This window comes from Citrobacter sp. wls716 (assembly GCF_005280975.1).
In the GTDB taxonomy this organism is placed as follows: Bacteria; Pseudomonadota; Gammaproteobacteria; order Enterobacterales; family Enterobacteriaceae; genus Citrobacter; species Citrobacter youngae.
In genome coordinates this window covers 82,435-96,080 of the sequence record NZ_SZWX01000021.1, presented here as the reverse complement: position 1 = coordinate 96,080, position 13,646 = coordinate 82,435, and the positions used below count along the sequence as shown (strand labels likewise).

Sequence of the window (13,646 nt, the reverse complement as noted above, 5' to 3'; positions counted from 1 at the left end):
AAGCGCACGCGCTACCGGGCAGCAGAGGAAATTAGCGACGCGAACGCACTATCTGATAACGGCGGGTAAAGTACTCAAACGGCGCACTCCACACGTGAACCAGGCGGGTGAACGGGAACAGCAGGAAAATGGTCATCCCCAGCACCAGATGCACACGGAAAACCCACGCCACGCCATCCAGATGCGCAGATGCACCGCCCTGGAAGGTCACCACCGACTGCGCCCAACCGACCAGTTTTAGCATTTCACTGCCGTCAGGATGCTGTGCAGAGAACGGGATAGTGGTTAAACCGAGGATGCATTGAATCAGCAGAACGCAGAGGATCAGAATATCTGCGGTTGAGGAGGTTGCGCGAATGCGCGGGTTAGTCAGCCTGCGCACCAGCAGGCCAGCGCCACCCACCAGCGTTAGCACGCCACAAAGCCCGCCGGCAATCATCGCCATCTGCTGTTTTACCGCAATCGGCAGGAACCAGGCGTACATCCAGTGCGGCGTTAACATGCCAAACAGGTGACCGAAAAAGATCCCCAGAATGCCGATGTGGAACAGGTTTGACCACAACACCATACCGCGTTTGTCCAGCATCTGGCTGGAAGAGGCGCGCCATGTGTATTGCCCGTAGTCGTAGCGTAGCCAACTGCCGAGGATAAACACCGTACCGCACAGGTACGGATAGATATCGTAAAAAAAGACGTTCAGGTACTGTATCATTTCGGGCCTCCCGCGCTGACGTCGACATACTGAGGTGCCACGTCCTGGCTAAAGCGTCGTTGATAGTTTTGTAACGGTGAACTGTCACAGGCGGTGGCGTTATCCTCAATAAACTTCACCTGTTCCTCTTCCCAGACTGCATCCAGTGCCTGTCGGGTATCGTCGCGCGTTTCCGCGCCAACCTGCTTAGTGACACTGTCACTTGAAAGAGGGCTTCCGGCAAGCTGCAACAGGGCATCAAACAGTTGATACCACGGCGTATCGCGCTGTTTTAAGCGCCCGCCAAGCAACGCCAGAATCGGTGCGACGTTCTGCAGTCCTTCTTTGGCCTCCGCTTCCGGTAGCACGCTTAAGTACTCAAGATATAACGGCAGGTGATCCGGCAGTTCGCGACAGTTTAGCTGCAGCCCGACCTTTTCATACTGCGCTAACAGATCGACCATCGCCTGACCACGGTCGCGGGACTCGGCGTGCACGTGTTCAAACAACAGCAGAGAGGTGGCCCGGCCCCGGTCAAAGATTTCGCACCATTCAGCTTGTTTATCCAGTAACGGCGCATTGAGCAGTTCCTGGCTAAAATCGCTCAGCATTGGAGCATCGCTGGCCACAAGCGCCAGCGCGTCGTCTTTACACTCCCATAGCAGCTCGTCGGGGTATTCCATCAGCAGACCGATAACCTTGAGGATTTGCATTATTGACCCTCCGCTTTATCGCGTACTTCGGTGATATCGATAGCGTCAATGCGGCTACTGTTAAACAGATTGAACTTAGTGTCCGAGCCGTGACAGCCGTCGCCGAAGGTAAAGCCGCAGCCGTTTTTCTCCGGGAAGGCATCACGCGCCATTTCACGATGGCTGGTTGGGATCACAAAGCGGTCTTCATAGTTGGCGATGGCCAGATAGCGGTACATCTCCTCAACCTGTTCAACGCTCAGACCCACTTCCTCAATCGCGCGAGTATCCGTAACACCTTCTACGGTTTGCGAACGCATATAGTGGCGCATCGCCATCATCCGTTTCAGGGCGCGCAGTACCGGGCCGGTATCGCCCGCGCTAAGCATATTGGCGAGGTACTGTACCGGAATGCGCAGCGACTCAACCGCAGGCAAAATGTTGCCATTGTGCGGCAGTCCGCCCGCGTCGGCGACTGACTGAATCGGTGACAACGGCGGCACGTACCAGACCATCGGCAGGGTGCGGTATTCCGGATGCAGTGGTAGCGCCAGCTTCCAGTCCATCGCCATTTTGTAAACCGGTGAACGTTGGGCCGCTTCGATGACGTTGTGCGGAATACCCTGTTTAAGCGCTTCTTCAATCACCGCCGGATCGTGCGGGTTAAGGAACACATCGCACTGACGCTCGTAGAGATCGGTTTCATGCTCGGTGCTCGCTGCTTCCTCGATACGGTCGGCGTCGTACAGCAATACCCCGAGATAACGGATACGCCCAACGCAGGTTTCTGAACACACCGTCGGCTGGCCGGACTCAATACGCGGGTAGCAGAAAATACACTTCTCTGACTTACCGCTCTTCCAGTTAAAGTAGATTTTTTTGTACGGACAGCCACTGATGCACAAGCGCCAACCGCGACATTTGTCCTGGTCGATCAGCACAATGCCGTCTTCTTCACGCTTATAAATAGCACCGCTCGGGCAGGTGGCGACACAGCTTGGGTTCAGGCAGTGTTCGCACAGGCGCGGTAAATACATCATGAAGGTGTTTTCAAACTGACCGTACATCTCCTTTTGCATCTTCTCAAAGTTACGGTCGCGGGCCCGTTTTGAGAATTCACCGCCAAGCAGTTCTTCCCAGTTGGGGCCCCAGATAATCTTGTCCATCCGTTTCCCATCAATCAGCGAGCGCGGACGCGCGGTGGGCTGATTCTTGCTCTCCGGCGCGCTATGCAGATGCTGATAATCGTAGGTAAACGGTTCATAGTAATCATCGATTTGCGGGATCACCGGATTGGCGAAAATTTTGGTGATCACGCCCATCTTGCCGCCGAGGCGCGGTCTGATCTTGCCGTTGACATCGCGAACCCAGCCGCCTTGCCACTCTTCCTGATCTTCCCAGTTTTTTGGATAACCAATGCCCGGTTTAGTCTCGACGTTGTTAAACCACGCATATTCCATCCCTTCACGCCCGGTCCAGACGTTTTTACAGGTGACGGAGCAGGTGTGGCAGCCGATGCACTTATCCAGATTCAGAACCATGCCTACCTGTGAGCGTATTTTCATTTTTTCGCCTCCTGTACCTGATCGCGACCTTCATCATCCAGCCAGTTAATGTTTTTCATTTTTCTAATCATGATGAACTCATCGCGGTTAGAGCCGACCGTCCCGTAATAGTTGAAGCTGTATGCCAGTTGCGCATAGCCGCCGATCATGTGCGTGGGTTTCGGGCAGACGCGGGTGACCGAGTTATGGATCCCGCCACGCATCCCGGTGACTTCGGAGCCAGGGATATTCATGATTCGCTCCTGGGCGTGATACATCATGGTCATTCCCGGCGGCACGCGTTGACTCACCACTGCACGCGCGGTGAGCGCGCCGTTGGCATTGAAAGCTTCGATCCAGTCGTTGTCTTCAATACCTAACTCCTTAGCATCAGTTTCACTGATCCAGACAATCGGCCCGCCACGCGACAGCGTCAGCATCAGCAGGTTTTCACTGTAGGTAGAGTGGATGCCCCATTTCTGGTGCGGCGTCAGGAAGTTGAGGGCTTTTTCCGGGAAGCCGTTAGGCGGAACCTCTCGCATTTCACTGACGCTGCGGGTATCGATAGGCGGACGATACGCCACCAGACTTTCACCGAAGGCGCGCATCCACGCGTGATCCTGATACAGCTGTTGGCGACCGGACAGAGTGCGCCATGGGATCAGTTCGTGGACGTTGGTATAGCCTGCGTTATAGGAGACATGTTCGCTTTCAAGGCCGGACCAGGTCGGGCTGGAGATGATTTTGCGCGGCTGCGCCTGGATATCGCGAAAACGAATCTTTTCGTCTTCTTTGTTCAACGCCAGATGCGTATGGTCGCGACCGGTCATCGCCCCCAGCGCTTCCCACGCCTTCACCGCCACCTGACCGTTGGTTTCCGGTGCCAGGGCGAGGATCACCTCAGAGGCATCCAGCGCGGTATCAATCAGCGGTCGGCCTTTTGCCGGGCCTTCGCGTTTGGTGTAGTTCAGCTTACCGAGGAAATCGACCTCCGCCTGGGTATTCCACGCAATGCCTTTCCCGCCGTTGCCGAGTTTGTCCATGAGTGGTCCGAGCGAAGTGAAACGTTCCCAGGTGGCGGGGTAGTCACGTTCCACAACGGCAATATTCGGCGCTGTTTTACCCGGCAGGAGATCGCATTCGCCTTTGCGCCAGTCCAGAATGTCAAACGGCTGCGCCAGCTCTGCCGGGGAGTCGTGTTGCAGCGGTTGCAATACAACATCCGTCTCTTGCCCAAGGTGCCCCACACATACCTCGGAGAACACTTTGGCGATGCCTTTATAAATTTCCCAGTCGCTTTTTGACTCCCAGGCAGGATCGACTGCAGCCGACAGCGGGTGAATAAACGGATGCATATCCGAGGTATTCATATCGTCTTTTTCATACCAGGTGGCGGTAGGTAACACGATATCGGAGAACAGACACGTACTGGACATACGGAAGTCGAGCGTCACCAGCAGATCGAGCTTGCCTTCAATCGCCGCCGACTGCCATTCAACCTCTTCAGGTTTAATACCGTCGCTTGAACCGAGCGCTTCTCCCTGGATCCCGCTTTCGGTACCCAGCAGATATTTGAGCATGTATTCATGCCCTTTACCGGAGGAGCCGAGCAGGTTAGAGCGCCAGACGAACAGGTTGCGTGGATGGTTTTTGCCGCTATCCGGCTGCTCGCAGGCAAAACGAATATCACCCGATTTCAGCGCTTGCGCGGTGTATTCCACCGGAGACATTCCCGCTTGTTCTGCCTTTGCCTTGACAGTCAGTGGGTTGAGATTTAGCTGCGGCGCGGACGGCAGCCAGCCCATTCGTTCAGCACGTACGTTAAAGTCAATCAAATGTCCGCTAAACTTCGACGCATCGGCCAGCGGAGAGAGGAGTTCTTGCGCGGTGAGTTTTTCATAACGCCACTGACTGGAGTGGTTGTAGAAAAACGAGGTGCTGTTCATCTGACGCGGTGGGCGGTTCCAGTCCAGCGCAAAGGCCAGCGGCAACCAGCCGGTTTGCGGACGCAGTTTCTCCTGACCCACATAGTGCGCCCAGCCGCCGCCGCTTTGTCCCACGCAACCACAGAACACGAGGATGTTAATCATCCCGCGGTAGTTCATGTCCATGTGATACCAGTGGTTAACGCCAGCCCCGAGGATGATCATCGAACGGCCATGCGTTTTGTGCGCGGTATCGGCAAACTCACGGGCGATTTGTTCGATATGACGGCGTGGCACGCCGGTAATTTGCTCACCCCAGGCCGGGGTGTAGGCTTTTACTTCGCTGTAATCTTGTGCGCTATGAACATCATCCAGACCACGGTCGAGGCCGTAATTCGCCAGCACCAGATCATAGACGCTCACCACCGGACAAACGCTGCCATCTGCGAGGGTGAGACGTTTTACCGGCAATTGTCGAATCAGCACCGGCTCCTGCTTCACGCTGCGAAAATGTGGGTTTTCGTTGCCGCCGAAATAGGGGAATGCCACGCCGGTCACGTCATCATGCTGACCAAGCAGCGAGAGGGAAAGCTCTGTTTCAGCGCCAGCCGCCAGCGATTCGAGATTCCATTTGCCTTTTTCGCCCCAGCGAAAACCAATCGAACCGTTCGGGACAACCAGTTCGCCTGCGCGGTTGAAAGCCACCGTTTTCCACTCCGGATTGTTGCTTTCGCCCAGGCCATCAACCAGGTCTGAAGCGCGCATCATGCGTCCAGGTACGTAGCTGCCATCTTCGCGGGCATCCAGCAGCACCAGCATTGGCATGTCGGTATAGCGGCGACAGTAATTGAGGAAGTAATCGCTGGGATTATCGAGGTGGAACTCTTTCAGGATGACGTGGCCCATTGCCATCGCCAGCGCGCTGTCAGTACCTTGTTTGGGTGCCAGCCACTGGTCACAGAGTTTGGCGACTTCCGAGTAATCCGGCGTAATGGCAATCGTCTTGGTGCCTTTGTAGCGTACTTCCGTGAAGAAGTGGGCGTCCGGGGTACGGGTCTGTGGCACGTTAGACCCCCAGGCGATGATATAGCTGGAGTTATACCAGTCGGCTGACTCCGGAACGTCGGTCTGCTCACCCCAGGTCATGGGTGACGCAGGCGGTAAATCGCAGTACCAGTCATAGAAGCTCAGGCAGGTTCCGCCCAGAAGTGAGAGATAGCGCGTACCCGCCGCGTAGGAAACCATCGACATGGCGGGAATGGGCGAGAATCCGGCCACGCGGTCCGGGCCATAGGTTTTTACCGTCCAGACGTTGGCAGCAGCAATCAGTTGATTAAGCTCTTTCCAGTTGGAACGGATAAACCCGCCGCGCCCGCGCACCTGTTTGTAGCTCTGGCACTTCTGCGGGTCGTTCATGATCGATTCCCAGGCAAGCACCGGATCGGGCTGGCGGGACAGGGCGTCACGCCACAGCTCGATGAGACGTTTACGCACCAGCGGATATTTCAGGCGGTTGGCGCTGTACAGATACCAGGAATAGCTGGCACCACGCGGGCAGCCGCGTGGCTCATGATTTGGCAAGTCAGGACGGGTTCGCGGGTAGTCAGTTTGCTGTGTTTCCCAGGTCACCAGTCCGTTTTTAACGTAGATTTTCCAGCTGCATGAGCCGGTACAGTTCACGCCGTGGGTAGAGCGCACAATTTTGTCGAACTGCCAGCGCTGACGATAGCTGTCTTCCCAGTCCCGGTTGGTGTGCATCACTTGCCCGTGCCCCTCGGCAAATGTCTCACCCTTTTGTTTAAAGTAGCGAAAGCGATCTAACAGTTTACTCATGACATAACTCCTGCTTCGAATAACGTTGCCTGCACAGGCCAAAAGATGACTATTTTTTTTGTGATTTCCGGCCGTATACCAGCCAGGTCACCAGTACGCAGACGATGTAGAACACAAGGAATATTTTCATTGCACCTACCGGAGACCCGGTCAGCGCCAGCGATGAACCAAACGCTTTCGGGATAAAGAAGCCCCCGACAGCGCCAATTGCGGAGATAAAACCCAGTGCGGCTGCGGTATCGGTTACCGCCTCACGCTGGGCCTGTTCTTCAGTACCACCGTGCAGCTTCACCCGGTAAATGGTGATTTTGCGAAAGATCACCGCAATCATCTGGAAGGTCGAACCGCTGCCCAGTCCTGCGGTCAGGAACAAGCCCATAAACACCAGATAGAAGGCAACAAAACTTCCTTCTCCGGAGCCGGGAAGGGTAAGAAACAGCAGGGCACTAAACAGCGCCATAAAGATGAAGTTGATTAACGTGACGCGCACGCCGCCGAACTTGTCAGAGATCACGCCGCCAGCTGAACGCGCAAGCGCGCCGATGAACGGGCCGAAGAACGCCAGTTGCAGAATATTCACGTCAGGGAATTGTGTTTTCGCCAGCATGGCAAAGCCGGCCGAGAAACCGATAAATGAACCGAAGGTGGCGAGATACAGCAGGCTTAGCAGCCACAGATGAAAGCGTTTGAGGACCGGTAGTTGAGAGGCGATTGAGGCCTTCGAACTGGCGATGTCATTCATTCCCACGCCCGCAGCCAGCGTTGAGAGCAGCAGCAGCGGAACCCAAATCCATGCGGCGTTTGCCAGTGACAGTAAAGAACCGTCAGGCTGCGGCACGCCTTGTACCCCTAAAAAGGTAAATAGGGGCAGGAAAATGACTAACGGCGCGATTAACTGCATCACGCTGACACCAAGGTTACCGAGCCCGCCGTTAACACCTAGCGCACTGCCTTGCTTCGCTTTCGGGAAGAAAAAGCTGATATTACCCATGCTGGAGGCAAAGTTAGCGCCAGCAAAACCACACATCAGCGCAATAATAATAAATACGCCAAACGGAGTAGCGGTATTTTGCACGGCAAATCCGAGCCAAAGGCAGGGAATGACCAGAATAATGGTGCTAAAAATGGTCCAACGGCGTCCACCAAATATAGGTACCATAAAGGAGTAGGGGACTCGCAATATTGCGCCTGAAAGAGAAGGCAATGCGGTTAATAAAAACAGTTGGTCGGTGGTGAAATTAAAACCAATTTTATTCAAATTGACGGCCACAGCACTGAACAACATCCAGACACAGAACGCCAGCAACAGACAACTCACTGATATCCATAGGTTTCTTCGGGCAATGTGCTTACCTTTATTTTCCCAAAAGGCAGGATTTTCGGGTTTCCAGTCAGTTAAAAGATAACGATTATTTTTCTCATTTGATGCTGACATATTATTCTCCATGCACATGCCGTTCATGAAAAAGAAATAAACGCATACAGCGCCGCGCGAGTTCTTTTAGAAACTATTGAAAAGTTTTGGGAATATTGACTGAAAGAATAGATAAAAAAGCGCAATAACGCGGCGCGTCAGAGGAATAACACGTTGCTTAAGTGTTACTAATTGTAAATTGAAAAGGTGTATTGTTAATTCATGTATAACATCAAATAAATAACTCCAGCGTTATCATGCGATCCAGGTGGCGCTCGAACGCTGGATCGGCCATTTCCTCAATGCCTAATACATAGATACCATCCAGACCGCATACCAACGCAATTAAACGCCAGGCCACATCGGCGGCATCTGGGGTGGATGAAAACTCACCGGCCTTCTGTCCCTGAGTGATAATATTCGCGGTTTCCTCGTGCCACATCCGCATGGTCAGCAGGTAAGCGCTTTTGATTTCCGGATCTTTATCCGCCAGAACCTGTGCTTCACGCCACAGTTTTATATAGGGTTCGAACCCACCGTCTTCACTTCCCAACATGGCATGGAGTCGTTCACGGTAAGTTGCGTTTTCACTGACCAGTTCGGCATCGAGAAGGGTGCGAATCAGGCGGACAAAGGCCTGGGATTTAAGCTCACCGGCAGACGTAAAATGATGATGCAGTTGCCCGGTCGCTACCTGAGCCTCTGTGGCAATACGTCTAACCGTCATGGCGGAAAATCCTTCTTCAAGCGCCACGCGCATTGCCGCCTGCAGGATCACTTCCCGACGTTCATCCCGATTCATATAGCTCATGCTTCCTCCCTATATTCACATTATTGCCAGTTTAACAAAAAGTTGGACATACGTTCAATTTTCCGTAGGATCGCTAAAGCTGGACGTGTGTCCAGTTTCAGTTTTGTAGGGAGTTTTATGTTTCGTCAGTGGTTAACGTTAGTGATTATTGTGCTGGTCTACATCCCTGTTGCGATTGATGCAACGGTGCTGCACGTTGCCGCGCCCACGCTGAGTATGACGCTGGGTGCCAGTGGTAACGAGCTGCTGTGGATCATTGATATCTATTCTCTGGTAATGGCCGGTATGGTGTTACCGATGGGGGCGTTGGGCGATCGCATCGGTTTTAAGCGCTTGCTGATACTGGGGGGGGGGCTATTTGGTCTGGCTTCGCTGGCTGCCGCGTTTGCTCACAGTGCCGGCTGGCTAATCGCAACCCGGGCCGTGTTGGCTATTGGTGCGGCGATGATCGTTCCGGCGACGCTGGCAGGTATTCGCGCCACCTTTGCCGAACAACGTCATCGTAATATGGCACTCGGCGTTTGGGCTGCCGTCGGTTCAGGCGGTGCAGCATTTGGTCCCTTAGTCGGTGGTATGTTGCTGGAGCATTTCTACTGGGGCTCAGTGTTCTTAATCAATGTGCCCATTGTTCTGGTGGTGATGACATTGACCGCACGTTACGTGCCGTGCCAGACTGGACGCCGCGATCAGTCGTTAAATTTTGGCCATGCGATTATGTTGATCGTGGCGATTTTACTGCTGGTTTACAGTGCTAAAACGGCGCTAAAAGGGCATATGGCGACCGGGGTTATCGTATTGACGCTGTTAACAGGAGCAGTGCTGCTGTGGAAATTTGTTCGTATTCAGCTCGCGGCCTCACGTCCGATGATTGATATGCGGTTGTTCACCCATCGCATTATCTTAAGCGGCGTGGTAATGGCGATGACTGCGATGATCACCCTGGTGGGATTTGAGCTGTTGATGGCCCAGGAATTACAGTTTGTTCACGGTTTAACGCCGTATCAGGCGGGACTGTTTATGCTACCCGTCATGCTGGCGAGTGGCTTCAGCGGCCCGATTGCCGGTATGTTGGTTTCACGGCTGGGATTGCGCTGCGTGGCAACGGCAGGTATGGCGTTGAGTGCGGTCAGTTTCTACGGTCTGGCAATGACGGATTTCAGCACTCAGCAGATCCAGGCCTGGATATTAATGGCGTTACTGGGGTTCAGTGCCGCCAGTGCGCTACTGGCCTCAACGGCGGCCATTATGGCGGCAGCCCCGGCTGAAAAAGCCGCTGCGGCGGGGGCTATCGAAACCATGGCCTATGAATTGGGGGCCGGTCTTGGGATCGCGATTTTTGGTCTCTTGCTAAGCCGTAGTTTTTCCGCATCGATTCTACCGCCTGCCGGCCTCAGTGCGCAGGATCTGGAACGTGCTTCATCGTCAATGGGTGAAGCGGTGCAATTAGCACATTCTCTTTCGCCGTCTCTTAGCGACGCGTTGCTTGCAGCTGCCAGAGAAGCATTTACCTGGTCGCACAGCGTGGCATTGAGCAGCGCTGGCAGCATGCTTATCGTATTAGCGGTAGGGATGTGGTTCAGCCTGGCAAAAGTGAACCATCAATAACTAGTGAGCTAAATGACAGGGGTAATCCATCGCTTCGACTTCTTTTCCACTCAGGCGAGCGTATTGCCCCGTCAACCGCCAGAACGCAGGCTGTGTTTCGGTATAGATTTCAGCCGCCAGAATCAGACGGCGGCGATCCACCTCATTCAGCTCCAGCAATGTCCACGGAATAAAGTAGCGGTCGCTATCGGTCAGCGTAAACCACAAGGGGCATCCACAGCCGGAACAGAAGAAACGTTCTCCGCGCGTTGATGAGGGAAAGTGCGAAGGTTCTGCTGAATCAGGGGAAAGTAGTGGATGACCGCTGGCTTCCAGATACATGGCGACACCACCGGACCATTTCTGGCACAGCGTGCAGTGGCAGGCATAGACATCAAGCATTTCGACGTTTACGGTAAAATGACTCTGTCCGCAAAGACAACGACCAGTGAACGTCTGCACGGCATACTCCTTATGACCGAGTCTACATCAAGAGAAAAAGCCAGCCCTGGATGGACTGGCTTTGTATTCAACTTACAACAAAATTAGAACTGGTAGTTCAGACCAACTGCCACGATGTTGTCAGTGCTAACACGTGCGTCAGAAGTGAATTTGTTGTCGTCCAGCAGGTTGATTTTGTAATCAACGAAGGTAGACATGTTTTTGTTGAAGTAGTAGGTCGCACCCAGATCAACGTATTCAACCAGATCCTGGTCGCCGTAAACACCCAGATCTTTACCTTTGGATTTCAGGTAAGCGATGGACGGACGCAGACCGAAGTCGAACTGGTACTGAGCAACAACTTCAAAGTTCTGCGCTTTGTTAGCAATACCGTCTACTTTACCGAACGTGGTCATGTTGCGGGTTTCAGAGTAGGTAGTTGCCAGGTAGATGTTGTTCGCATCATATTTCAGGCCAGCAGCCCATACTTCTGCGTTTTTACCGGAAGCGTAGAATTCGTTGTTGCCATTACGCATCTGGTCATCAGTACGGTCAGATTTCGCATAGGTTGCACCGATGCCGAAGCCTTCGTATTCATAAGTAGAAGACAGACCGAAACCGTCACCGTTCGCTTCAACGTCGCTGCTACGGTCGTTTTTGCCCTGATACTGAGCAGCAAAGTTCAGACCTTCAACCAGACCGAAGAAGTCAGTGTTACGGTAAGTTGCCACGCCGGTAGCACGCTGAGTCATGAAGACGTCAGTCTGGGTCCAGGTATCACCGCCGAATTCCGGCAGGACGTCAGTCCATGCGCCGATGTCGTAGGCTACGCCGTAGTTACGACCGTAGTCGAAAGAACCGTATTCAGCGAATTTCAGGCCAGCGAATGCCAGACGGGTTTTGTCTGCTTCGGAACCTTGATCTTCAGAACGGTTGCCTTTGAATTCATATTCCCACTGGCCGAAACCAACCAGTTGGTCGTTGATCTGAGTTTCGCCTTTGAAGCCCAGACGCGCGTAAGTTTTGTCACCATCGCTGCTGGTATCGTCAGAGAAGTAATGCTGAGCGTGAACTTTACCGTACAGATCCAGTTTGTTACCGTCTTTGTTATAAATCTCAGCTGCGTTTACCGCACCCGCTGCCAACAGGGTAGTCACTGCCACTGCAACTAATTTAAGTTTCATTCTAAATAATCCTTATAATTTTTTCTTGGTGTGTTTCCTAAACCATTGCTAAACGAGGCCGTTCACCAATGACGAACTATTTTTAAATGACGATGTGGTATTAGTTCAATAATAAGTTTCATAATATTGCGGAATATTTGAATTTGTGTGATCTAGATCTACATAATACAGCTGATTATATTAATATTAATATGTGACCTTTTGTTGGGATATATTTTCGGCGGGGACTATTGTGCTGGTTATGGTTTACTAATCGTTAGTAACCTATGTAAAATATATACAACCAGAGGGTTATAGGTAAACATATAATATTTTCGGCTGTTGATTAATTACCAGTTACTTAACATTTAATTAAACAAATAAAAACATAATACACAAGCGAAATGTACAATTATTATCCGTTAACTGACCAGAGTGTAGCCGGGTTCTATCTCTATGCCAGAAACCCGGCCTGATTTCTATATCCGACGTGTTGCCAGCCAGCACAGTAGTGAGCCAGCACAGACCATCAGTGCGCCTTGCCAGAACGAGAACGACAGCGGGGCGCTGAGCAATACAGCAGCCAGGGCAGAAGAAAGCACTGGGGTGAAATAAGACCCTACTGCCATGACAGTGACATTTCCGTGTAAAATTCCGATATTCCAGGCCGCATAGGCAAATCCTAGCGTTAATGCAGCCGTGAACATCTTAATGGTCACCGGTGTGCTGAAAACCATTTCTGGCTGTGGCGTCATAAAATAGTAGGCCCACAAACTTGCCGCCGTCAGTAAAACAAAAACGGTGATACCGTTAAACCCTTTCGCAAATTTATTAGTGACAGTGCAATACGTTGCCCAGATAAAAGCGCCCAAGAATGCGAGAAAATAACTCAGCGGGCTACTGGCAATGTTGCTGATAATTTCACCTGGATTTAGACCGTTCTCGCCACCTAAAACCCAGCAGACTCCGGTCAATGCGAGAATTAATCCTGGAATAATCATCCAGTTTGTTTTTTGACCATTAAATAATATAGCAAACAAAATCGTCAGACTTGGCCAGAGATAATTGACCATTCCTACTTCTATTGCCTGGTGTCGGGTAGCGGCATAACCTAATGCCAACGCCAGGCAAATTTCATAGCTGACAAAAAGCACGCTACCGGCGATTAAATAACGAACAGGTATTTTTCTAATATTTGGAAATCCGACGGTAAATATCAGCAGCAGGCCGCTTAGCGAGAAGATCATCGCTGCGCCGCCCGCTGGCCCGAGACCTTCGCTTACCCCACGAATCAACCCCACCATCGTGCTCCACAGCACAATGGCGATGAGCCCGATTAACGTTGCTTTTTGTTTTGTCATGCTGTTTGTCTGTCCGTCGTCCTGGCAAAAATGAAGCTGAAATTTATAGCACTTTTACGTCAGCACGGGCTAACTAATTAGCTTTTAGCTAACCCCTTGTGGGTACACAGGTTACACAAACTGCACTATTTAGTAGCGGAACCGTTTCGTTATTGATTTGACGCAAAAAAAATATGGATATAGCTGT

At 52.3% G+C, this 13,646-nt stretch carries 10 protein-coding genes; 1 reads left to right on the top strand and 9 read right to left on the bottom strand.

The genetic code is table 11. The features are described 5' to 3' along the window. Window positions 1–31: 31 nt before the first annotated feature. The 6 genes from narI to FDX24_RS03065 form a co-directional block, all read right to left on the bottom strand. Window positions 32–712 (bottom strand): respiratory nitrate reductase subunit gamma, encoded by a 681-nt coding sequence (gene narI, locus FDX24_RS03090; protein WP_137363817.1) that lies wholly within the window; start codon window positions 710–712, stop codon window positions 32–34. Further along, on the bottom strand, window positions 709–1,404 hold the full coding sequence (gene narW / locus FDX24_RS03085) for a nitrate reductase molybdenum cofactor assembly chaperone (protein WP_003836210.1): 696 nt from the start codon (window positions 1,402–1,404) through the stop codon (window positions 709–711). The genes narI and narW overlap by 4 nt, the downstream gene beginning before the upstream one ends. Further along, window positions 1,404–2,948: a nitrate reductase subunit beta gene (gene narH, locus FDX24_RS03080; RefSeq protein WP_061067913.1), complete on the bottom strand. Its 1,545-nt coding sequence runs from the start codon at window positions 2,946–2,948 to the stop codon at window positions 1,404–1,406. Before narH ends, narW begins: the two co-directional genes overlap by 1 nt. Then, window positions 2,945–6,685: a nitrate reductase subunit alpha gene (locus FDX24_RS03075; RefSeq protein WP_137363816.1), complete on the bottom strand. Its 3,741-nt coding sequence runs from the start codon at window positions 6,683–6,685 to the stop codon at window positions 2,945–2,947. Before FDX24_RS03075 ends, narH begins: the two co-directional genes overlap by 4 nt. 49 nt (window positions 6,686–6,734) lie before the next feature. Next, window positions 6,735–8,120 carry a NarK family nitrate/nitrite MFS transporter gene (locus FDX24_RS03070; RefSeq protein ID WP_115643395.1) on the bottom strand — a complete coding sequence of 462 codons (1,386 nt, stop codon included), beginning with the start codon at window positions 8,118–8,120 and terminating at the stop codon, window positions 6,735–6,737. Between the two features lie 211 nt (window positions 8,121–8,331). Continuing rightward, complete coding sequence (locus FDX24_RS03065) at window positions 8,332–8,910, bottom strand: TetR family transcriptional regulator (protein WP_048211640.1); 579 nt, start codon at window positions 8,908–8,910, stop codon at window positions 8,332–8,334. 117 nt (window positions 8,911–9,027) lie between these two features. On the opposite strand from FDX24_RS03065, the gene FDX24_RS03060 reads away from it, so the two are divergent. Continuing rightward, the gene (locus FDX24_RS03060; protein ID WP_137363815.1) at window positions 9,028–10,515 is read left to right on the top strand and encodes an MFS transporter; all 1,488 of its coding nucleotides are present in this window, start codon (window positions 9,028–9,030) and stop codon (window positions 10,513–10,515) included. Here the strand turns inward: FDX24_RS03060 and FDX24_RS03055 are convergent, their stop codons facing one another. The 3 genes from FDX24_RS03055 to yddG form a co-directional block, all read right to left on the bottom strand. Then, the gene (locus tag FDX24_RS03055; protein ID WP_086523677.1) at window positions 10,516–10,896 is read right to left on the bottom strand and encodes a GFA family protein; all 381 of its coding nucleotides are present in this window, start codon (window positions 10,894–10,896) and stop codon (window positions 10,516–10,518) included. A gap of 143 nt (window positions 10,897–11,039) precedes the next feature. Next, window positions 11,040–12,119, bottom strand: a complete 1,080-nt coding sequence (gene ompD, locus FDX24_RS03050; protein ID WP_048211642.1) for a porin OmpD — start codon at window positions 12,117–12,119, stop codon at window positions 11,040–11,042. A gap of 458 nt (window positions 12,120–12,577) precedes the next feature. Further along, window positions 12,578–13,459 carry an aromatic amino acid efflux DMT transporter YddG gene (gene yddG, locus FDX24_RS03045; protein ID WP_048211643.1) on the bottom strand — a complete coding sequence of 294 codons (882 nt, stop codon included), beginning with the start codon at window positions 13,457–13,459 and terminating at the stop codon, window positions 12,578–12,580. Between the last annotated feature and the right edge of the window lie 187 nt (window positions 13,460–13,646).

Coding starts and splice junctions, on each gene's coding strand:
- narI (WP_137363817.1), bottom strand. CDS start 712: ATGATACAGTACCTGAACGTCTTTTTTTACGATATCTATCCGTACCTG.
- narW (WP_003836210.1), bottom strand. CDS start 1,404: ATGCAAATCCTCAAGGTTATCGGTCTGCTGATGGAATACCCCGACGAG.
- narH (WP_061067913.1), bottom strand. CDS start 2,948: ATGAAAATACGCTCACAGGTAGGCATGGTTCTGAATCTGGATAAGTGC.
- FDX24_RS03075 (WP_137363816.1), bottom strand. CDS start 6,685: ATGAGTAAACTGTTAGATCGCTTTCGCTACTTTAAACAAAAGGGTGAG.
- FDX24_RS03070 (WP_115643395.1), bottom strand. CDS start 8,120: ATGTCAGCATCAAATGAGAAAAATAATCGTTATCTTTTAACTGACTGG.
- FDX24_RS03065 (WP_048211640.1), bottom strand. CDS start 8,910: ATGAGCTATATGAATCGGGATGAACGTCGGGAAGTGATCCTGCAGGCG.
- FDX24_RS03060 (WP_137363815.1), top strand. CDS start 9,028: ATGTTTCGTCAGTGGTTAACGTTAGTGATTATTGTGCTGGTCTACATC.
- FDX24_RS03055 (WP_086523677.1), bottom strand. CDS start 10,896: ATGCTTGATGTCTATGCCTGCCACTGCACGCTGTGCCAGAAATGGTCC.
- ompD (WP_048211642.1), bottom strand. CDS start 12,119: ATGAAACTTAAATTAGTTGCAGTGGCAGTGACTACCCTGTTGGCAGCG.
- yddG (WP_048211643.1), bottom strand. CDS start 13,459: ATGACAAAACAAAAAGCAACGTTAATCGGGCTCATCGCCATTGTGCTG.